The 19,273-nt window shown below is 62.7% G+C and carries 19 protein-coding genes and 1 pseudogene; 12 read left to right on the top strand and 8 right to left on the bottom strand.

Annotated elements, in window-relative coordinates; genetic code table 11:
• Together EOB36_RS17275 and EOB36_RS17270 are read right to left on the bottom strand one after the other, a co-directional pair.
• Positions 1–564 (bottom strand): hypothetical protein (locus tag EOB36_RS17275; RefSeq protein ID WP_245467825.1); only part of this gene is annotated, 564 nt, incomplete at its 3' end.
• A gap of 35 nt (positions 565–599) precedes the next feature.
• Complete coding sequence (locus tag EOB36_RS17270) at positions 600–1,508, bottom strand: hydrogen peroxide-inducible genes activator (RefSeq protein WP_128285317.1); 909 nt, start codon at positions 1,506–1,508, stop codon at positions 600–602.
• 161 nt (positions 1,509–1,669) lie between these two features.
• Between EOB36_RS17270 and katG the strand changes: the two genes are divergently transcribed.
• A complete protein-coding gene (gene katG / locus EOB36_RS17265) occupies positions 1,670–3,868 on the top strand; it encodes a catalase/peroxidase HPI (protein ID WP_128285316.1) in 2,199 nt (732 codons plus the stop codon).
• An 81-nt stretch (positions 3,869–3,949) separates the two neighbouring features.
• Here katG and EOB36_RS17260 read toward each other — a convergent pair whose 3' ends face one another.
• On the bottom strand, positions 3,950–4,627 hold the full coding sequence (locus EOB36_RS17260; RefSeq protein ID WP_128285315.1) for an aquaporin: 678 nt from the start codon (positions 4,625–4,627) through the stop codon (positions 3,950–3,952).
• 335 nt (positions 4,628–4,962) lie between these two features.
• On the opposite strand from EOB36_RS17260, the gene EOB36_RS17255 reads away from it, so the two are divergent.
• The 4 genes from EOB36_RS17255 (at position 4,963) to guaA (ending at position 9,094) form a co-directional block, all read left to right on the top strand.
• Complete coding sequence (locus tag EOB36_RS17255; protein ID WP_128285314.1) at positions 4,963–6,252, top strand: RsmB/NOP family class I SAM-dependent RNA methyltransferase; 1,290 nt, start codon at positions 4,963–4,965, stop codon at positions 6,250–6,252.
• Between the two features lie 97 nt (positions 6,253–6,349).
• The gene (locus tag EOB36_RS17250) at positions 6,350–6,808 is read left to right on the top strand and encodes a PaaI family thioesterase (RefSeq protein WP_095483590.1); all 459 of its coding nucleotides are present in this window, start codon (positions 6,350–6,352) and stop codon (positions 6,806–6,808) included.
• A 4-nt stretch (positions 6,809–6,812) separates the two neighbouring features.
• Positions 6,813–7,478, top strand: a complete 666-nt coding sequence (locus EOB36_RS17245; RefSeq protein ID WP_095483986.1) for a 5'-methylthioadenosine/S-adenosylhomocysteine nucleosidase — start codon at positions 6,813–6,815, stop codon at positions 7,476–7,478.
• Between the two features lie 53 nt (positions 7,479–7,531).
• Positions 7,532–9,094 carry a glutamine-hydrolyzing GMP synthase gene (guaA, locus tag EOB36_RS17240; protein ID WP_128285313.1) on the top strand — a complete coding sequence of 521 codons (1,563 nt, stop codon included), beginning with the start codon at positions 7,532–7,534 and terminating at the stop codon, positions 9,092–9,094.
• A gap of 441 nt (positions 9,095–9,535) precedes the next feature.
• Here the strand turns inward: guaA and EOB36_RS17235 are convergent, their stop codons facing one another.
• Positions 9,536–10,429 carry a LysR family transcriptional regulator gene (locus EOB36_RS17235; protein ID WP_095483592.1) on the bottom strand — a complete coding sequence of 298 codons (894 nt, stop codon included), beginning with the start codon at positions 10,427–10,429 and terminating at the stop codon, positions 9,536–9,538.
• A 228-nt stretch (positions 10,430–10,657) separates the two neighbouring features.
• On the opposite strand from EOB36_RS17235, the gene EOB36_RS17230 reads away from it, so the two are divergent.
• Complete coding sequence (locus EOB36_RS17230; protein ID WP_095483593.1) at positions 10,658–11,392, top strand: SDR family oxidoreductase; 735 nt, start codon at positions 10,658–10,660, stop codon at positions 11,390–11,392.
• Between the two features lie 72 nt (positions 11,393–11,464).
• Entirely contained in the window at positions 11,465–12,064 is a 600-nt protein-coding gene (locus EOB36_RS17225; protein ID WP_095483594.1) for an NADPH-dependent F420 reductase, read from the top strand.
• A 133-nt stretch (positions 12,065–12,197) separates the two neighbouring features.
• Here EOB36_RS17225 and EOB36_RS17220 read toward each other — a convergent pair whose 3' ends face one another.
• Positions 12,198–12,785 carry a TetR/AcrR family transcriptional regulator gene (locus tag EOB36_RS17220; RefSeq protein WP_095483595.1) on the bottom strand — a complete coding sequence of 196 codons (588 nt, stop codon included), beginning with the start codon at positions 12,783–12,785 and terminating at the stop codon, positions 12,198–12,200.
• Between the two features lie 134 nt (positions 12,786–12,919).
• Between EOB36_RS17220 and EOB36_RS17215 the strand changes: the two genes are divergently transcribed.
• The 5 genes from EOB36_RS17215 to EOB36_RS17190 all read left to right on the top strand — a co-directional run bounded on the left by EOB36_RS17215 (position 12,920) and on the right by EOB36_RS17190 (position 16,975).
• Positions 12,920–13,561: an NADPH-dependent F420 reductase gene (locus EOB36_RS17215; protein ID WP_348631804.1), complete on the top strand. Its 642-nt coding sequence runs from the start codon at positions 12,920–12,922 to the stop codon at positions 13,559–13,561.
• A 46-nt stretch (positions 13,562–13,607) separates the two neighbouring features.
• Positions 13,608–14,561 (top strand): SDR family oxidoreductase, encoded by a 954-nt coding sequence (locus EOB36_RS17210; protein ID WP_095483596.1) that lies wholly within the window; start codon positions 13,608–13,610, stop codon positions 14,559–14,561.
• Between the two features lie 74 nt (positions 14,562–14,635).
• Positions 14,636–15,256, top strand: coding sequence for an NAD(P)-binding domain-containing protein (locus EOB36_RS17205; RefSeq protein ID WP_027152442.1), 621 nt, complete (start codon positions 14,636–14,638; stop codon positions 15,254–15,256).
• Positions 15,257–15,516: 260 nt separating this feature from the next.
• Entirely contained in the window at positions 15,517–16,626 is a 1,110-nt protein-coding gene (locus EOB36_RS17195; RefSeq protein WP_128285311.1) for an epoxide hydrolase family protein, read from the top strand.
• A 10-nt stretch (positions 16,627–16,636) separates the two neighbouring features.
• Positions 16,637–16,975 carry a hypothetical protein gene (locus EOB36_RS17190; protein ID WP_095483598.1) on the top strand — a complete coding sequence of 113 codons (339 nt, stop codon included), beginning with the start codon at positions 16,637–16,639 and terminating at the stop codon, positions 16,973–16,975.
• Between the two features lie 34 nt (positions 16,976–17,009).
• On the opposite strand, the gene EOB36_RS17185 is transcribed toward EOB36_RS17190, so the two are convergent.
• From EOB36_RS17185 to EOB36_RS17175, 3 genes and pseudogenes are all read right to left on the bottom strand, one after another.
• Positions 17,010–17,381 (bottom strand): AlpA family phage regulatory protein, encoded by a 372-nt coding sequence (locus tag EOB36_RS17185; RefSeq protein ID WP_095483599.1) that lies wholly within the window; start codon positions 17,379–17,381, stop codon positions 17,010–17,012.
• Between the two features lie 781 nt (positions 17,382–18,162).
• Positions 18,163–18,317 (bottom strand): annotated as a pseudogene (locus tag EOB36_RS35195) (alpha/beta hydrolase); the annotation flags it as partial.
• Positions 18,318–18,320: 3 nt separating this feature from the next.
• Positions 18,321–19,133 carry an SDR family NAD(P)-dependent oxidoreductase gene (locus tag EOB36_RS17175; protein ID WP_095483600.1) on the bottom strand — a complete coding sequence of 271 codons (813 nt, stop codon included), beginning with the start codon at positions 19,131–19,133 and terminating at the stop codon, positions 18,321–18,323.
• Between the last annotated feature and the right edge of the window lie 140 nt (positions 19,134–19,273).

Genomic DNA, 19,273 nt, shown 5'->3' with positions numbered 1-19,273 from the left:
CAGGAACCAAGGAAATGCGATCGGCGCAATCACATAGAAATTGACGAGCCACAAGGCGAGGCCAAAGACGCTGCCGAGACCAATGAAGGCGGCGGATCCTCGCAGCATTGAGGCAATCTCCCCGAACACGATACCGTAGATGATGGCCAGGATCATATGCACGATCACGCCGGCAATGCTGGCCGTCAGGAGTGAATAGCCGGGATCGAGAGCTTCCGGTCCAAGCGCGATGGCGCCGATCATGCGCAGGGGCATGAAGAACGCATCCGCCCCCATCATGAACGCACTCGCCGTCATTTCGAACGCCGCAAAGACAAGGCCTGCGACAATGCCCGCAACGGCCCCCTGCTGGAGTCCCCATCGGATGTCGCGTGGCGTCACTGGTGTATGGATGTAATCACGGTAAGCCATGATACTGCTCCCTTCTGGAACGCAGACTCCTCCATAAAACCAATGCGGCATACGCGTCGGCGGTTCCGGGCGTTCGGTACAGTTCACGCGGATTTGATTGAAGTTGAGGTTTCTCAGGCCGGGCGGGCTCGAGCGGGTGCAGCAATAGAGCAACAGACTTTCCGCCAGATACTACAGTACGCCTCGCCTCAGGCCGCCAGCACCGCCGCATCCAACCCGCGAATAATCTTCGCCAGTTCCACACACTCGTCATGGCGTACTTTGTTGCGCCGCCAGGCGAGGCAGATTGTGCGCTGCGGCATCGGTTCCTGGAATGGCACGATCTTCAGATCGGGGATAGTGCTGGCCGGTCCTGCCGCCATTTCCGGGATGAGCGTGACGCCGAGCCCGTGTGCCACCATCTGCAGCAACGTCGTCAGGCTGGTCGCGCCATAGCTTGCCATTGCCACCGGCCGCACGCTGCCGCAGACGGCAAGCGCCTGTTCGCGCAGGCAATGGCCTTCCTCCAGCAGCATCAGCCTTTCCAGCGCCGGGCTTTCCGGCGGAACCGGCGGCGAGGCGAAAGCGGGATCGCCGGCCGGCACGGCAAGGAAGAACCGGTCGGAGAACAGCGCCTCGGTGATCAGCCCGGGCTGATCGAGGGGAAGGGCGGCGATGAAGGCGTCGAGTTTTCCCAGAGCGGTGTCCTCGACCAGCGACGCGGTCACCGCTTCGCGCAATTCGAGTTGCAAGGCCGGAAAATGCCGTTTCAGCTCCGGCAGCACATGCGGCAGGAGATAGGGCGCCACCGTCGGGATGATGCCGAGCCGGAAGCGCCCTTCCATGGCGGGACGCCCGCGCCGGGCCGTGGTCTCGATCTCGCGGATATCGGCAAGAATACGCTCGATGCGCGGCAGCATGGCCTGCGCCTCGTCGGTCATCCGAACCGATTTACCGCCGCGCTCGAACAGCCGGCAGTTGAGACGCAGCTCCATCTCGGCGATCTGCGAAGACAGCGCCGGCTGGCTGACGCCGGCGAGCTTCGCGGCGCGGCCGAAATGCAGCGTCTGTGCCAGCGCCTCGAAATATTGCATCTGGCGGACTGTGAGACCTATCATAAGGAAAACCTATCGCAACAAACAGGAAAGGCAATTTGTTTTTATCGGCAATGCGGCCTAGTCTGGAACCATTCCAGAATGGCGTGGCTCAAGGCCCGTCCGGAAAATCAACAAATCCCGGAAAATCTAAATCCGGAAAAATCCACAAATCGGAGAGAACGATGGACGCAAAAACCGACGACAACAGCGCTGGCAAATGCCCGGTCGCGCATGGATCGGCCCGCAGGTCCAACCGTGACTGGTGGCCAAACCAGCTCGACCTTGCCGTTCTCCACCAGCAGTCGAGCCTCTCGGACCCGATGGGCGAGGACTTCGACTACGCCAAGGAATTCAAGAGCCTCGATCTCGACGCGGTGATCAAGGACCTGCATGAGGTGATGACCGATTCGCAGGATTGGTGGCCGGCCGATTTCGGCCATTACGGCCCGCTCTTCATCCGCATGGCCTGGCACAGCGCCGGCACCTATCGCATCGGCGATGGCCGTGGCGGCGCCGGCGCCGGCCAGCAGCGCTTCGCACCGCTCAACAGCTGGCCGGACAACGCCAATCTCGACAAGGCACGCCGACTGCTGTGGCCGGTCAAGCAGAAGTACGGCAGGAAGATCTCCTGGGCCGACCTGTTGATCCTCACCGGCAACGTCGCACTGGAATCGATGGGCTTCAAGACGTTCGGCTTTGCCGGCGGACGCGCCGATGTCTGGGAGCCCGAGCAGGACGTGGATTGGGGGTCGGAAACCAAGTGGCTCGGCGACGAGCGCTATTCCGGCGACCGCGAACTTCGGGGCCATCTCGGCGCTGTGCAAATGGGCCTGATCTACGTCAACCCGGAAGGACCGAACGGCACGCCCGATCCGTTGGCCTCGGCACGGGACATCCGTGAAACCTTCGCCCGCATGGCCATGAACGACGAGGAAACCGTCGCGCTGATCGCCGGCGGTCACACCTTCGGCAAGACCCACGGCGCCGGTGATGCATCGCTGGTGGGGGCTGAGCCGGAAGGCTCCGGCATCGAGGCGCAGGGCCTCGGCTGGTCGAGCAAGCACGCCACCGGCATTGCCGGCGACGCCATCACCTCGGGCCTCGAAGTGACCTGGACCACGACGCCGACCAAATGGAGCAACAACTTCTTCGATAATCTGTTCAATTACGAATGGGAACTGACCAAGAGCCCGGCCGGCGCCCATCAGTGGACGCCGAAGGGCGGCGCCGGTGCAGGCTCCGTGCCGGACGCGCACGATCCGTCGAAGCGCCGCGCGCCGGCGATGCTGACCACCGATCTCGCGCTGCGGGTCGACCCGGCTTACGAGAAGATCTCGCGGCGTTTCCATGAGAATCCGGATCAGTTCGCCGACGCCTTCGCCCGCGCCTGGTTCAAGCTGACCCATCGCGACATGGGTCCGTTTGTCCGCTATCTCGGCCCGCTCGTGCCGAAGGAAGAGCTGATCTGGCAGGACCCTATCCCGGCCGTCGATCACGAACTGATCAGCGAGCAGGACATCGCCTCGCTGAAGGCGAAGATACTGACCTCTGGCCTGTCCGTTTCCGAACTGGTCTCAATTGCCTGGGCCTCGGCCTCGACGTTCCGCGGTTCCGACAAGCGCGGCGGCGCCAACGGCGCGCGCATCCGCCTGGCGCCGCAGAAGGACTGGGACGTCAATCAGCCGACCGAACTGTCGAAGGTGCTTGCGCAGCTCGAAGGCGTCCAGAGCGAGTTCAACGCCGGGCAGACAGGCGACAAGAAGGTCTCGCTTGCCGACCTGATCGTTCTCGGCGGCGTCGCCGCGGTCGAGAAGGCAGCCAAGGACGCCGGCCATGACGTGGAGGTGCCTTTCACGCCAGGCCGCATGGACGCCTCGCAAGAGCAGACGGACGTCCAGTCCTTTGTCGCGATCGAGCCAAAAGTCGATGGCTTCCGCAATTATGTCAGGGGCAAGCAGCCGATGTCGGTCGAAGCGATGCTGGTCGATCGGGCGCAGCTGCTGACCTTGACGGCGCCGGAGATGACGGTGCTCGTCGGCGGGTTGCGGGTGCTCGGCGCCAATACCGGCAAGTCGAAGTACGGGGTGTTCACCGACAGGCCGGGCACGTTGACCAACGATTTCTTCGTCAACCTGCTCGGCATGAACACGGTCTGGGATCCGGCCGCCGGCTCCGATGAAGTCTATGAAGCGCGCGACCGCAAGACCAAGGCAGTCAAGTGGACCGGCACCCGCGCAGATCTGATCTTCGGCTCGCACGCGCAGTTGCGTGCGCTTGCCGAGGTCTACGGGTCGGCGGACGCCGGGCAGAAGTTCGTTAGGGATTTCGTCGCGGCCTGGACCAAGGTGATGAACCTCGACCGCTTCGACCTCGCTGCCTGATCCAGGCACAAGGATTTCTGGACGCAACAAAAAAGCGCGGGCCGTGGCCCGCGCTTTTTGCGTATATTCAGGCTTCGAAAATCAGTCTTTCTCGAAGATGCGGGTCTTGGCGACCACGCCGGCGATGGCGCCGCCGATCAGTGGTGCGACGATGAACAGCCAGAGTTGGCCGATCGCGGCACTTCCCGAAAACAGCGCCGGGCCGATCGAGCGGGCCGGATTGAGCGACGTGCCCGTCACCGGAATAATGGCGAAGTGCAGCCCCGCCAGCGTCAGGCCGATGACGAGGCCGGCAAAGGCTGTCGTGTGGCTGCCGCTGGTGACGCCGAGGATCACCGTCACGAAGGTGAAGGTTCCGATCAGCTCCCACAGGAACGCCGAGCTGACGCCCCATTTCGTCGCATCCCAGCCATTAGCGCCGAAGCCGCCGGTGTGTCCGCCGACCTGTCCGGAAACGATGATCCACAGCGCCAGCGACGCGATGATGGCGCCGATGATCTGCGCGATCCAATAGGGGATGACGTCCTTGGCCTGCATTCGGCCTGCGAGGAACACGCCGAGTGTCACCGCCGGGTTGAGATGCGCGCCCGAGATCGGGCCGATCGCATAGGCAGCCGCAATCAGGCCGATGCCGAATGCAAGACCGATGCCTTCCTGGCCGAGCGGCAGCGCGCCGCCGAAGCCGCCCGTCACCACCGAGGCCGTGCCGATGAACACCAGTAGAAATGTTCCTAGAACTTCCGCCAGATAAGTCTTCATTGCCCTCTCCTCGTAATTTCCCGCCGATCCGCTTGCAGTTCTTGGCGAATCACGCAGCGAAAGAGTATCGCAACTTCAAAAGTTTGGAAGCACAAGCATTGCGCCGACTACAGCGCCGCGCGTCCATTGGGACGCGCAAAGGACGCTGTAGCACTTTGATTTTGCGCATAATCCCCAGCCGAAAATCCATTCCGATTTTCGGGGTCATGCGCTAGAGCTGTGGGTGCCAGCATATCTGCGCTCGATCTGGTGTCCGGGACTCTCCCCGCTTGTGTGCGCCAGTCGCGCGCTTTAGAGCAGGGCGGAAGTAATTTGCTGGGTAACGGAATAAGAAGATGCGACTGGGCGGACGGCTGGCGGCGGCCATCGAAGTGCTGGAGGATATCGGCCGACGGCACCGGCCGGTGGCCGATGCGCTGAAGGACTGGGGCCTGTCGCATCGCTTCGCCGGCGGCGGCGACCGCGCTGCGATCGGCAACATCGTCTATGACGCGCTGCGTCGGAGGCGCTCGGCCGGCTTTTTGCTGGGCGAGGACACGCCGCGCGCCGTCGGCTTCGGTGCTCTGCTGCTCGAATGGAACCAGACCGCACAGTCGCTGAACGAAGCGCTCGACGGCGACAAATTCGCGCCGCCGCTGCTCAATGCCGACGAGCTGAAGGCGGTCGCCCATAGCAGGCTTGCCGATGCGCCGCCCGCGGTGCGCGCCGACATTCCGGACTGGTGCGAACCGCTTTTCGAACGGGCCTTCGGCGCCAACTGGGTCGATGAAGGCGCTGCACTTGCGACGCGTCCGCCGCTCGACCTCAGGGTCAACACGCTGCGGGCCGATCGCAGCAAGGTGCTCGCCGAACTGACCGAGACCGATGCCAAGCCTGCACGGATCGCGCCGCACGGCATCCGCATCCCGCCGATCGCAGGCGACGGCAGGCACCCGAACGTCCAGGCGGAACCGGCCTTCCAGAAGGGCTGGTTCGAGGTTCAGGACGAAGGCTCGCAGATCGCTGCCACGCTGGCTGGCGCGGAGGCGGGGATGCAGGTCCTCGACTTTTGCGCCGGCGCCGGCGGCAAGACGCTGGCACTTTCGGCGGCGATGGACAATCGTGGCCAGGTGTTTGCCCATGATGCCGAAAAGGCGCGGCTGGCGCCGATCTTCGACCGCATCCGCCGCTCGGAAAACCGCAACGTGCAAATCGTCACCAAGCCGACGGAGCTCAGCACCCTCTCGGGCCACATGGATATCGTCCTGGTCGACGCACCGTGCACCGGCAGCGGCACCTGGCGGCGCCGGCCCGATGCCAAATGGCGGCTGACGCAGAGACAGCTCGATGCACGCAAAGGCGAGCAATCGGCGATCCTCGACGCGGCCAACGCCTTCGTCAAACCGGGCGGGCTGCTGGTCTATATCACCTGCTCGGTGTTCGACGAGGAGAATGGAGAACAGGTCGTAGCCTTCCAGGATCGCAACAGCGACTTTATTCCAGTCGATCACCGCCAGCTCTGGGACAGCCGCTTTCCGGGCCACGAGGCGGCCGCGCGTATCGGGGCCGCAGGCGGCATTTCGCTGTCGCCGGCGCTGAGCGGTACCGATGGGTTTTATTTCTGCGCGCTGCGCAAGGGCGGCTGAACCTTGCCAGCGGACTTGATTGTTGCAGTGCAGCAATAGCGATTGCCTGCCGCTCATGCCTCTGCAATAAGCTTTTCAGACAGGAGCGCGACAAGCCATGGCTGCAAAGATCGTACCCGCCCCCGACTATGAGGATCGCGTCAGGACGTCCTTCGCGCGGCAGAACGCCATGATGACCATCGGCGCCGAGCTGACGCTGGTGACGCCCGGCATCATCGAGATCGAGATGCCCTATTCGACGGCGCTGACCCAGCAGCATGGCTTCCTCCATGCCGGCGTCATTTCGACGGCGCTGGACTCGGCCTGCGGCTATGCGGCATTCTCGCTGATGCCGGAGAACTCCGGCGTGCTGACCATCGAGTTCAAGGTCAACCTGCTGGCGCCGGGCCGGGGCGAGCGCTTCCTGTTCCGCGGCTCGGTGACAAAGCCCGGCCGCACCATCATCGTCGCCGACGGCCAGGCCTATGCCTTCGCTGTCGACGGCGAGGCCAAGCTGATCGCCACTATGACCGGAACGATGATGACGGTGGTCGGTCGCGATGGCATCGAAGGCTGATCCGATGCGCAAGGCTGTCAGGATTGCGGGTAGGGACGTCCTCTTCGTGATGGCGGCGCAGGCCGAATACGGTCCGCATCTGCAGCGGCTTTTCACGCCTGTCATGACAGGAGTGGGGCCGGTCGAGGCCGGCGTCAGGCTGGGTGCCGAACTGTCATGGCTGAAGTCTGAAAAGGCGCTGCCGGACCTCGTCGTGTCGCTCGGTTCGGCGGGCAGCCGGACGCTGGAGCAGGCGGAAATCTATCAGGCCGTTTCGGTCGCCTACCGCGACATCGACGCCTCGCCATTGGGTTTCGAGAAGGGCGCGACGCCGTTTCTCGACCTGCCGGTGACCGTGCCGCTGCCGTTCAGGATTCCTGATATAAGACAGGCGACGCTGTCGACCGGCGCGGCGATCATTTCCGGCAGCGCCTACGATGCGATTGCGCAGGACATGGTCGACATGGAGACCTTCGCCTGCCTGCGTGCCTGCCAACTGTTCGGCGTGCCACTCGTCGGCCTGCGCGGCATTTCCGACGGGGCGGCCGATCTCAGGCATGTCGGCGACTGGAAGGAGTATCTCCACGTCATCGACGAGAAGCTGGCGGATGCGGTCATGCGGCTCGAACAGGCGATCGGGTCCGGCGCGCTGGAATTCGGACCATCGCATGAGGACGCGAAATCGGATTGAGAGCCGCCTCTCAGCCCATTGCGCCGACTCGTTTCTTTCTCTAAACGCTCGCCATGAAGATAGCCAATCATCCCGACACCGTCCTGATTGTCGATTTCGGCAGCCAGTTTACGCAGCTCATCGCCAGGCGCATCCGCGAGGCCGGCGTGTTTTCCGAGATCGTGCCGTTCCAGTCGGCCGAAGCGGCGTTCAAGCGCATCAAGCCGAAGGCGGTGATCCTGTCCGGCGGCCCGGCCTCGACCGGCGACATCGGCAGCCCGCGCGCGCCGCAGATCGTCTTCGATGCCGGTGTGCCGGTGCTCGGCATCTGCTATGGCCAGATGGCCATGTGCGTGCAGATGGGCGGCGTCGCCGAAAGCTCCGACCATCGCGAATTCGGTCGCGCCTTCGTCGAGATCCAGAAGGACAGCCCGCTGTTCGAGGGCCTGTGGGCGCCCGGCCAGCGCCATCAGGTGTGGATGAGCCACGGCGACCGCGTCATCTCCTTGCCCATGGGCTTCGAGGTGTTCGGAAAATCGGAAGGCTCGCCCTTCGCCATCTTCGGCAATATCGAGCGCAAGATGTACGGCATCATGTTCCACCCCGAAGTGGTGCACACGCCGGACGGCGCCCGGCTGCTCCAAAACTTCGTCCACAAGATCGCCGGCATCGAAGGCGACTGGACCATGCGCGCCTACCGCGAGCACGCGGTCGAGACGATCCGTAAGCAGGTCGGCAAGGGCAAGGTCATCTGCGCGCTTTCGGGCGGCGTCGATTCCTCGGTCGCAGCACTCCTGATCCACGAGGCGGTCGGCGATCAGCTTACCTGTATCCTCGTCGACCACGGGCTGATGCGCAAGGACGAGGCTGCTGGCGTGGTGGAGATGTTTCGCCAGCACTACAATCTGCCGCTCATCCTTGTCGACGCTTCGGACCGTTTTATCGGCGCGCTCGAAGGCGAGTCGGACCCGGAAAAGAAGCGCAAGACCATCGGCCGGCTGTTCATCGAGGTGTTCGAGGAAGAGGCCGAGAAACTCGGCGGCGCCGATTTCCTGGCGCAGGGCACGCTCTATCCCGATGTCATCGAAAGCGTCTCCTTCACCGGCGGCCCCTCGGTGACGATCAAGTCGCACCACAATGTCGGCGGCCTGCCCGAGCGCATGAACATGCAGCTCGTCGAGCCGCTGCGCGAACTGTTCAAGGACGAGGTGAGGGCGCTCGGCAAGGAGCTCGGCCTGCCCGAAAGCTTCATCGGCCGGCATCCGTTTCCAGGTCCCGGTCTCGCCATCCGCTGCCCGGGCGGCATCTCTCGCGAAAAGCTGGAGATACTGCGCGAGGCCGACGCCATCTATCTCGACGAGATCCGCAAGGCCGGCCTCTACGACGCCATCTGGCAGGCTTTCGTTGTGCTGCTGCCGGTGCAGACAGTCGGCGTGATGGGCGATGGCCGCACCTATGAATTCGTCTGCGCGCTGCGCGCCGTCACCTCGGTCGACGGCATGACCGCGGATTTCTACCACTACGACATGGCGTTCCTGGGCGCCGCCGCCACCCGCATCATCAACGAGGTGCGCGGCATCAACCGCGTCGTCTACGACGTGACCAGCAAGCCGCCCGGCACAATCGAGTGGGAGTGAGGGATAAAAACGGCGGCAATAGCGTAGTTTCGGCGGTGCTTTTCGCCTCCGCTTAATTGCCGCTCCCATCCGTCTTTCACTTCCATTGAATTCGCCTACTCCATTTCTTTCCTACAGGATCGATCTGCGCCCGCTTCAGGATGGTGTAAAGCCGCTTCCATTGGCGGGAGTGCTCTGGCGTAGAATAGCGTGCACAAAGGCGGGTCTGCTTCGAGCCCCGTTGTTGTCGTCGGTCAGGAGTGTGCACGGCGATCCCGAAACCGGCCGTTCCGCATGCGGCCTGAGAAGCGGTACACTCACGTTTTCAGCTTGGACTTTGCAGCCATTCCCGCTTGCACCGTTGCACGTCGGTTTGCGACAGAAGCCGACGTTCCCGCATTTACCCCCATTCTTCCCCTAAACGAGCAAGACCCGGCAAGCGTCGCCGCGATCTACTGCGCGTCAGTCGCGCGATATGGACAGCCCCGCTAAAAGTGGGGCGTAGGCGGCGAGTCTGCGGGATACGAACTCGGTGAAGAGCCGCACGCGCTTCGTCTTGCGTGTCTCCCCCTGAGTGAGAACCCAGATCGGTCCATACAGGTGTAGGTTGGTACCTGGCACCCTCTCCAATAAGGGATCGGCATCTCCGACGAAACACGGGAGCGTCGTGATGCCTATACCTTGCCGGACCGCCGCGATCTGCGCTTCGAAATCCATAGTCCGGAACGGAGTCCCAGTCGTGCGAAGTTCTCCCTGGCGGGTCCAGTCCGGTACTCCATGACCACTTATGGCGATCCACCTGGGATCCGGCCCGCCCGCCTGCCACTCGGCCAGTCGATCGCCGGACATGTAGAAGCCGCCGTACAGCTCCGGTCCCTTCAGACCGTGAAGATTGAGCGGCAAGGCTTCGCGGTCATAGACGACACGGATCGCCACGTCGGCCTCTCGGTTGGTCAGATTTGCCAGCTCGCCGGACGACAGGATTTCCATCTCGATGTCCGGATGCAGGCGTACGAAATCCGCGAAGTTCGGCATTAGCAGGTGTGCTGCGAGGGGCGCCGGCAGCGTCACCCGCAGAAGCCCGCGCACGCTTTGATCGCGCCCCAAGACGCGCGTTTCCAGCTGGTGCGACGACGCTTGCATCTGGTCCGCGAACTCGAGGACCTCCTCGCCCGCAGCTGTTAAGCGGTAGCCCGAAGGCAGCTTTTCGAACATCTGCGCCCCGAGGCGGTCCTCGAGCTGGGCGATGCGTCGCAGCACGGTCGCGTGGTTCACTCCGAGACGTTTGGCGGCGGCCCGCACTGAGCCTCCTTGCGCGGCGGCGAGAAAGTAGCGAACGTCATCCCAGTCGATCATGGTGCATTCCCGCGCCGCGCAGTGAGGCTTCCGAAGCTCACTCTAACATACAGAGTCGGATTTTGCGCGAACATCGCGGCGTCTGGTTATCGGTATGGATCGTTTTCGCACCACCGATGTGTGCGATTGCTCACTGCCTGGCTGACTTCGGCAGGGCCATGTTGAGCCTCTCGGAAAGACCTCCCGTACAGCCAAAGTCCCGAGATGGCGAAACGAAGGATACACGATATGACCAGATTGAATGGAAAGACCGCCGTCATCACCGGAGGCGCCACCGGCATCGGCCTCGCCGCTGCAAAGCGCTTCATCGAGGAGGGCGCTTTCGTCTTCATCTTCGGCCGTCGGCAGGATGCGCTCGACGCCGCCCTCGTCGAGCTCGGGTCCAATGCCCGCGCGGTGCAGGGCTCGGTCTCCGATGAGGCCGATCTCGACAAGCTTTACGCGGCGGTGAAGACCGAGCGTGGAACCCTCGACATCGTCTTTGCGAACGCCGGGGTAGGAAGCCAGCTTAAGCTCGGCGAGATCACCGCCGAGCACATCGACGAAACCTTCGACGTCAATGTGAAGGGTACGATCTTCACCATCCAGAAGGCGCTGCCGCTGATGGGCGAAGGCGGCTCGATCATCCTGACCGGATCGAGCGCAGGCACCACGGGCGCCCCGGCATTCACTGCCTACAGCGCGAGCAAGGCGGCAGTGCGCAACCTCGCGCGGACCTGGGCGGAGGATCTGAAGGGCACCGGCATCCGCGTAAACGTGCTGTCGCCCGGGGCGATAGCGACCGAACTCGCGACCGAAGCGTTGGGCGAGGAGGGCCTGAAGGCCTACGGCTCGATGACTGCATTCCAGCGCATGGGCAATCCGACGGAGCTCGGGGCGGCTGCTGCCTTCCTCGCCTCATCGGACAGCAGCTTCATGACCGCCAGCGAGGTAGCCGTTGACGGCGGCCTAGCGCAACTCTGACGCGCTACACCTGGACGGGTTCCGTTCGATACTCGGAGCCCGACCGGCGTGGGAAAATAAAGGAGAATAAATATGAGCTACGCAATTGTCGGCTTCGGCAATATCGGCAAGGCCCTAGCCAAGGCATTTGCCCGCAAGGGCATCGAAGTATCCGTCGCAACCACGCGCGACCCGGAAAGCTTTGCATCCGATGCGGCCGCGATCGGGCCTACGATCGTTCCCAAAAAGCTGGCGGAAGCGGTCAAGGCAGACATCATCTTTTTGGCCGTGCGTTTCGACTCGCACCCGGACGTCGCGAAGGCACTTCCCACCTGGCAGGGGAAGACCATCGTCGATGTGACCAATGCCTATGGCGTGCCCCCTGAGCAACTGGGCGGACAGCCTTCTTCCAAGTTCATTGCGCAGGCGTTCTCTGGTGGAAGACTGGTCAAGGGCTTCAACCATTTGGTCGCCGCGGTCCTTGACCAGGATCCGGCCGTAAAGGGTGGCAGGAGAGTCATATTCCTCGCGAGCGATGATGAAGGCGCTGCAGTGCAGATTGGTACGCTCGCGGAAAATCTCGGCTTCGCGCCGATCAAGCTAGGCGGGCTTTCGGAAGGCGGACTGCTCGTGCAGGCGCGCGGAAACAGCTGGGGCCGGCTGATCTTCAAGGACCTGGTCAAGTTCGACTGATGAACATGACGTCCCCACCGGCAGGGACACGATGCACGCATCGGATCGTGCTCGATCCGATGCGTGCGGCCGAGGTGACGCCTGGAAGCAAAGGATGAAGTGCTCCGCCTCTCGTCAGCAGTATGATGGATACTCAGTTTTGACGGTCGAGCGCAGCAGAAGCCGATCCGGTCGACGGGTTCGCCAGAATGGCGCCCGTAATGATGCGAAAGAGATGATCGGCCCGCGGCGCGAATGAGGGTTGGTCGACCGCCCAGCCGAGAGCCGTCATCAGGGCGAACAGGTCATCCCCATTCATGTCGGGCCGCGCCGCGCCTTCGGCTTGTGCACGGAGCAGCAGTCGCGCGCTCGCCGAGTGCACCGCAGCGCATGAAGCATAAAGAGCGGAGTCCGGGTTCGTGTGGGCGGCGGCCATCATGGCGACGACGCCCCTATAGCTTTGGGCGAACACCAACCATTCCTGGAACCAGGAGATGAGCGCTTCGTCAGGTGAGTTCGACGTTTCGAGTTCATCTGCCCTCTGAGTCAGTGCGTCCAGATTCGTACACAGCAACGCTTCGAACAAGGCTTCTCGCGTCGGGAAATGACGCAGCAGCGTGGCCAACCCGACGTCGGCCCGGCGGGCGATATCGCGCATGGACGCATTGATACCGTGCTCGGTGACGACGTCACGCGCGACCGCGAGGATATGGTTGTAATTTTTTTTTGCGTCGGCTCGCATGAGATGCCTTGATAACCGGATCGGTGATCCGTATATGTGGATCGGTGATCCGATTGTTAGGCGGATCGGTGAACCACTAAATAGAGTGCGTCTGCACAAATGGCAACAAAGGCGCTGCCCGCCCCGCGAGGAAAATGAACATGAGCACTATCAGCATCATCGGCTCAGGCGGTATGGCCGCAGCGATCGGCGGCCTTGCCGCCAAAGCCGGACACAGCGTCGAGGTGATGAGTCGCGACGCCGCCAAGGCGCGGGCGCTGGCCGAGCAGGTTGGAGCCGGCGCGACGACCGGAACGTTTGGCGCCGCTCCGGTCGGGGACATCGTCATCCTGGCGGTGCCTTTTTCGGCCGTTCTCGACGTGGTGAAGCAGTACGGCGAGAAGCTGGCAGGCAAGCTCCTCGTCGACATCACCAACCCCATCAAATCCGACTTCAGGGTTTTCTTGACTCCTGAAGACAGTTTCGGCGCGCAGGAGATCGCCAAGGTTGCTCCTGCCAATGCCACTATCGTCAAGGCGTTCAACACCCAGAACGCCCAGGTCCTGGCTGCCGGTCCAATCGGGGGCCATCCATTGGACGTGTTCATCGCCGGGGACGACTCTCAGGCGAAGGCGCGCGTCTCGGCGTTCATCGACAGCCTCGGACTACGTCCGATGGATACCGGGCGGCTGATTATGGCGCGGACGTTAGAGCACGCCTGCATGCTGTGGCTGGGCCTCATGACCCACTCCATCAAACACACCAACTTCTCAATCCGCGTCAGCCTCCTCGGCTGAGCCCATGGCACCACGTCTCGCATCACATTACCCAAGGAGCAGCAGTATGCGCGTTTTAGTTACTGGCGGGACCGGCCATATCGGTTCGTATATCATCCCCGAGCTCATCGCGGCCGGACATGAGGTCATTGGCCTGGCCCGGTCGGACACATCCGCGACTGCGGTGTCGGCGCTCGGCGCCAAGGCACGTCGCGGGGATATCACCGACCTCGACGGGCTCAAGGCCGCGGCGGCGGAGTCCGACGGCGTCATCCACGTCGCGCACCGGCAAGACCTGCTGCCCTCTGGCGGGATCGACGCCGTGGCCGCCGCGGAACTCCAAATCATGCTCGCCTACGGCGAGGCGCTGGCGGGGACCGGAAAGCCGCTCGTCGTCTCGGGGAGCATCGGCTCGCCGGGGTGGGAAAACCTGGGCCGGCCAGCCACCGAGGAAGATCCGGCTCTTCCCGGCGGCGATGCATACAAGGGCACCCTGCGGGTTCGTAACGCCGTGGAACTCGCCGTGATCGGCTTAGCGGGACGGGGCGTGCGGTCTTCGGTCGTCCGAATTCCTCCCATCGCGCACAGCACGACCGATGCCGGCTTCCTCCAGCTGCTGATCGGTCTCGCGAAGGAGAAGGGCGTTATCGGTTACCCCGGAGACGGCGCGAACCTCTGGCCGGCTGTGCATGCCCGCGACTTGGCCTCCCTGTTCCGCCTGGCGCTGGAGAAGGGGCCGGCTGGCAAATATTGGCACGGGATTGAGCGCGACGGCATCCGGTTCCGCGAGATCGCTGAGGCCATTGGCAGCCGTATGGGCGTACCCGCCGTGCCCATCCCTGCGGACGTACTGATGTTGCCTGGCTTCTTCGGCTTTCTCGCGAATTTGGTCACGCTGAACCTTCCGGCGTCCAACGCCATCACCCGCCAGACTCTCGGCTGGGATCCAGTTCAGCCGGGCCTGATCGAGGACCTCGACAACGGCCATTACTTCCCGGCGGGCCGTATCGCGATCCCGTAATTCGTCAAACCAATAAACGGGATCCCCCGTCTAGAGACCACCAGCAATAACCCCATCTCAATAGGAGACTGCACATGAGCATTATCAGCATCATTGGCTCTGGAACTATGGCCACGGCGATTGCCGGCCGTGTCGCCAAGGCTGGACACACTGTCGAGGTGGTCGGCCGCGACCCCGCCAAGGCGCGGGCGCTCGCCGACCAACTTGGAGCCGGAGCGACCACTGGGACATACGGAGCCGCCCCCGCGGGCGACATCGTCATCCTCGCCGTGCCGTACAGCGGTGCAGCGGCGGCGGTGGCCGACTTTGGGAAAGCGCTCGATGGCAAGGTGATCGTCGACATCGCCAACCCGGTTGCCCCCGACCTCTCGGGCCTCGTCACGCCCCACGGCAGCTCTGGCGCGCAGGAGACCGCAAAGGGCCTCCCCGCCGGCGCGCATGTTGTGAAGGCGTTCAACACGATCTTTGGTCACGTGCTTGCGAAGGGTGGACGCCTCGACGCGTTCATCGCAGCCGACGATGCGGAGGCGAAAGCGCGCGTCTCGACGTTCCTCGAAAGTCTCGGGCTGCGTCCGCTCGACGTGGGCGGCTTGCACATGGCCCAGACGCTGGAGGCGCTCGGTTTGATGATGATTGGCCTCGCCAAAAACGGCGCTGGCACCTGGGACTTCGCCATGAACGTCGATATCGGCTGAATCACCGACATCAGCCCTCACCGGCAGATCCGCAACACCACTGGAAGCAAGTCATCCGATGGCTGTCGTCACCCGATGAGTCGGGCGTGCTGTCGGGTGCCATGTGGTTCGCATGGTCAATGCGGCTCGGAAACACATAGTCGGCAATAGCACCGCCCCGACGTTCGAGCCATGCTAATAGGCTGAAGCGCACATCGGAGGTCAATTCGAATTAGACCGGTCGGCCGGTCTTCTGCTGCACTACAGCCAAGGAATCGATCATGATCACTCCCTTCCAGATTCCCTATGATGCGGACCAGACCGCTGACCTTCGTAGCCGCCTCGCACGGACGCGTTGGGCCGACGCGGTAACTGACGACTGGACCATGGGAACCGAGCGCGGCGTCCTCAACCAGTTCATCGATTTCTGGCGTGACGGCTATGACTGGGCGCAGCGGCGAGACCGGCTTAACCAGCTTCCCCATTTCTGGACGACGGTCGACGGCCATGGCATACACTTTCTGCATTTTCGCAGCGGACAAAGTGGATCTATCCCGCTACTGCTGATGAACGGGTGGCCGTCCAGCTTCGTGGAGTTTCAGCGTATAGCGCCGCTGCTTACCCAGGGAACGCCGGCATTCGATGTCGTGATCCCCACCATGCCCGGCTTCGGCTACTCGGACAGGCCAACCGGGCCCTACGAGGCGGAGCCCAGTGACCTTTATCCGAAGCTAATGACGATGCTAGGCTATGGGCGGTTCGTCGTGGCCGGGACTGACATCGGCTCCGGCCTTGCCACCCGGATAGCCCTTCGGCATGCGGCGCGTTTGCTGGCTCTGCATGTCTCGGCGGTCGCGCTGAAGCCGATTCCAGAAGATGCGTCGCCCCTGTCGAAAGCCGAGATCGACTATGACGAGCGCCTCCAACTGTGGAGCCGGGAGGAAGGGGGCTATCAGGCGATCCAGAGCTCGAGGCCACAAACTCTCGCCTTTGGGCTTGCCGACAGTCCTGTTGGCCTCGCCTCGTGGATTGTCGAGAAATTCCGGGCCTGGACGGACTGCGATGGCGACATCCTCTCTGTCTGGCCACTCGAAGCCTTGACTGACACTCTGACGATCTACTGGATGACCAACACGATCGGGTCGTCTGTCCGCTACTATTACGACGCCGCCCGGCTGCGGCCGCCGCTGCGGGCAGATGACTTCGTGCATGTCCCCACCGCCGTCGCTATGTGGCCACATGATCTGACGCTCGCGCCGCGCGAGCGGGCGGAGCGGCTCTACAATGTGCGGAGCTACACCGTCTTTCCGCGTGGCGGGCATTTTCCGGCCTGGGAAACGCCGGAACTCTACGCCGACGATTTGCGAAAGATCGCGCTCGCCGCGATCTGAACGAACAAGCGTGTTCCGCTTCACTCACGAGCGGGCACGGCTCGTGGAGATTGCCCGCCAGCGGTGTGCCGAGCAGGCGCGGCTGGCCAAGCTCGAAGAACAGCGGGTAGAATATCTCGATCGCAAGCTCGCGCAGGCAGAGCCGCGTGATCGACTACGGACGTTTCTGACGACGCTTCCCGCTGACCCCGTCTCCGAGGAAGCGTCTGCCTTTCATGCTTTCATCGAATGGGCCCGACCGCGGCTGAAGAAGATGGACGCCCAACTGCAACTCGCGACGATAGCCGCTGAGGCGGCGGAAATGGAAGCCTTCGCACCAACTGACGATGCCAACGGTCTGCAACGATAAGCCATCGCATCCATGGGATGCGATGGCTTCAGTGTTAGTCCGATGACCTATCAGTCTGTTTGACCGGCCGGGCTTTGCGCTGATGGACATCCGGCCCGGGCGCGATCTTCGCTCGGCCCTCAAGACAGGTCTGGCGGCGCTGCTCCAGCCACGCTTCGACCTCCTCCAGGTCCCACACGATGCATCGCGGCGTGAGATTGAAGCGGCGAGGGAATTCCTCGCGTTTTTCCATTTCATAGATCGTGCTGTCGGCGAGCGGTACGATGAGCCGGAGCTCATTCCGTCGGATGTTTCGTGGTAGCCCGGTCAGCACGGTGGCGGGACCAGAATATCCCACCGGGTCTTTGTCGTCGTAATCCTGATACGGTATCATCAGGATGCGAACGCGATCTGGCTTCTTGGTCATGTTTATCCTCCGTGGTTGAAGGATGTTTGATGCCGCTGCGGCTTTGCCTGGTCGCGTAGCTATCGTTGGTCGGGAACCTGACGGTACTTTTGGGTGTGCTCACGTTTCGAATGTCAGGCCTGGAAAGGCGGGCCGAGAGCCGATAGTAGTCGATAGATCGCTCGTGGGGTTGGCCAAAATTTCGCCAACTAAATCAGAACGGTAGGATCCTGACGGGTCCTAGGCCGGTAGTATTTGGACGGAAAAATATTTTCTTCAGAAAATTCAACTAGTTAGCACAGGGCCGAACGATCGAGTGGGAGTGGAGTAGATTGGAGTACTGTCGGATACATTCGGAAATTGTTGGTCCCCGATAGTGGGCGATAGTTCGCGGGCGATTCTGCAAGAACGAGCAGCAGTTTTGCAGATCGGCGATAGACCTTGCGATTGTGTGTCGAGATGTTCAAGGGGATCGATACACCGCGCCGTTCACGGCACATGCTTCGGATTGGGATTGGAGCGCCGATAAAAATCCTCGGACAATAGACCTCATGTTCCGGGGATTTGTATCAGGGTCTAAGCCCGGTCGAGACCAACGAGACGAGCACAAGGCCGCCGAGCACAGCGAAAAGGGCGCCATAGCTGAATACGCTCTCGTGGCCCCGTAGTTCCAGAGTGCTCCCGCAATGAGGCTGGCGACGAGCTGCATGACGCCGACCGTCGTGCTGTACCAGCCAATGCCGCTTGCCCGCAGATGCTGGCACAAAATCCGCGGCGAACGTTGAAGTCGGCAACCGCGGCATCAGGCCTTAAAGAAGGCCAGCAGGTCCGCCTTGATGATGTCTGCGTGGGGCGTGGGCTGCCGTGCGGCAGATCCTTGTAGACCTTCGGCGTGCCGTTCTTCAGCAGCTTGGCCGACGGCGGACCTAAGTCGGCGAGCGGAACAATTTTGGCGTCCTGCTACGCGACGAAACGGACCACGCCGCCATCCACCCGTAAAGCCGCGCCGGTTGTCGCCGAAGCCTGCTCCGAGCATGCGTAGATGATCATGTTGGCTACCTCGTCGGTGGTCGCGAAGCGTTGGATGAGGGTGGTCGGACGCATCGCCTTCAGGAAGCCCTGCTCGGCTTCCTGAAGCGTGATCCCGTTTGCGTCAGCCCGCTTCGCCATGAAGTCGCCCAGGATCTCAGAGCGGGTGGGTCCCGGCAGGACGGCGTTGACGGTGACGCCCGTGCCCGCGACCGCCTCGGCAAGCCCGCGCGAGACCGCGAGTTGAGCTGTCTTAGTCATGCCGTAGTCAAGCATTTCCTTGGGGATGTTGACTGCGGACTCGCTACTTACAAACACGACGCGGCCCCAGCCTTTCGCCACCATCCGCGGCAGATAATGACGGGTCACGCGCACGCCACTCATTACATTCAACTGGAAGAGACCAAGCCAGTCCTCGTCCGGGATCTTCGCGATGTCCTCGACGCCACTGTAGCCCCGGATGTGAGCCGTGCCCACGTTGTTCACAAGGATATCGGCGTCCGGCGCCTGCGCGATCAAGGCTTCGGCACCCTCCGTTGTCGCAAGATCGGCGGCGATACCCGAGATGTCGCTTCCGGGAAAGGCCTGTCGCATCTGCCGTACCGCCTCGTCAATCCGGACGTATCCACGGCCGTTGATGACGACCGATGCGCCGGCACGGGCTAGTCCCTCCGCGGTAGCACGGCCGATGCCTGCCGTTGACCCCGTAACGATCGCCTTGCGGCCCTTCAGTTCGATATTCATGTTATTTCATCTCCAAATTATAGGTGAACAAGGCGATCGATCCACTGATCCAGGCTGGAAGCGCAGATTGTCGCCCGTCGAGTACGGGCAACATCCGGACGAAGGCAGCGTTGGGAAGCGTGGATAGCGCCAGGACAGGG

The sequence above is a fragment of the Mesorhizobium sp. M6A.T.Cr.TU.017.01.1.1 genome (assembly GCF_004023115.1).
Lineage (GTDB): Bacteria > Pseudomonadota > Alphaproteobacteria > Rhizobiales > Rhizobiaceae > Mesorhizobium > Mesorhizobium mediterraneum.
This window is presented reverse-complemented; position numbering and strand designations above follow the sequence as displayed.

Bases quoted from the DNA above. Each gene is read 5' to 3' on its own strand.
- katG (WP_128285316.1), top strand. From the start codon at position 1,670: ATGGACGCAAAAACCGACGACAACAGCGCTGGCAAATGCCCGGTCGCG.
- EOB36_RS17210 (WP_095483596.1), top strand. From the start codon at position 13,608: ATGCGCGTTTTAGTTACTGGCGGGACCGGCCATATCGGTTCGTATATC.
- EOB36_RS17245 (WP_095483986.1), top strand. From the start codon at position 6,813: ATGCGCAAGGCTGTCAGGATTGCGGGTAGGGACGTCCTCTTCGTGATG.
- EOB36_RS17270 (WP_128285317.1), bottom strand. From the start codon at position 1,508: ATGATAGGTCTCACAGTCCGCCAGATGCAATATTTCGAGGCGCTGGCA.
- EOB36_RS17175 (WP_095483600.1), bottom strand. From the start codon at position 19,133: ATGAATATCGAACTGAAGGGCCGCAAGGCGATCGTTACGGGGTCAACG.
- EOB36_RS17250 (WP_095483590.1), top strand. From the start codon at position 6,350: ATGGCTGCAAAGATCGTACCCGCCCCCGACTATGAGGATCGCGTCAGG.
- EOB36_RS17255 (WP_128285314.1), top strand. From the start codon at position 4,963: ATGCGACTGGGCGGACGGCTGGCGGCGGCCATCGAAGTGCTGGAGGAT.
- EOB36_RS17225 (WP_095483594.1), top strand. From the start codon at position 11,465: ATGAGCTACGCAATTGTCGGCTTCGGCAATATCGGCAAGGCCCTAGCC.
- EOB36_RS17220 (WP_095483595.1), bottom strand. From the start codon at position 12,785: ATGCGAGCCGACGCAAAAAAAAATTACAACCATATCCTCGCGGTCGCG.
- EOB36_RS17230 (WP_095483593.1), top strand. From the start codon at position 10,658: ATGACCAGATTGAATGGAAAGACCGCCGTCATCACCGGAGGCGCCACC.
- EOB36_RS17235 (WP_095483592.1), bottom strand. From the start codon at position 10,429: ATGATCGACTGGGATGACGTTCGCTACTTTCTCGCCGCCGCGCAAGGA.
- guaA (WP_128285313.1), top strand. From the start codon at position 7,532: ATGAAGATAGCCAATCATCCCGACACCGTCCTGATTGTCGATTTCGGC.
- EOB36_RS17215 (WP_348631804.1), top strand. From the start codon at position 12,920: ATGAACATGAGCACTATCAGCATCATCGGCTCAGGCGGTATGGCCGCA.
- EOB36_RS17185 (WP_095483599.1), bottom strand. From the start codon at position 17,381: ATGACCAAGAAGCCAGATCGCGTTCGCATCCTGATGATACCGTATCAG.
- EOB36_RS17195 (WP_128285311.1), top strand. From the start codon at position 15,517: ATGATCACTCCCTTCCAGATTCCCTATGATGCGGACCAGACCGCTGAC.
- EOB36_RS17260 (WP_128285315.1), bottom strand. From the start codon at position 4,627: ATGAAGACTTATCTGGCGGAAGTTCTAGGAACATTTCTACTGGTGTTC.
- EOB36_RS17205 (WP_027152442.1), top strand. From the start codon at position 14,636: ATGAGCATTATCAGCATCATTGGCTCTGGAACTATGGCCACGGCGATT.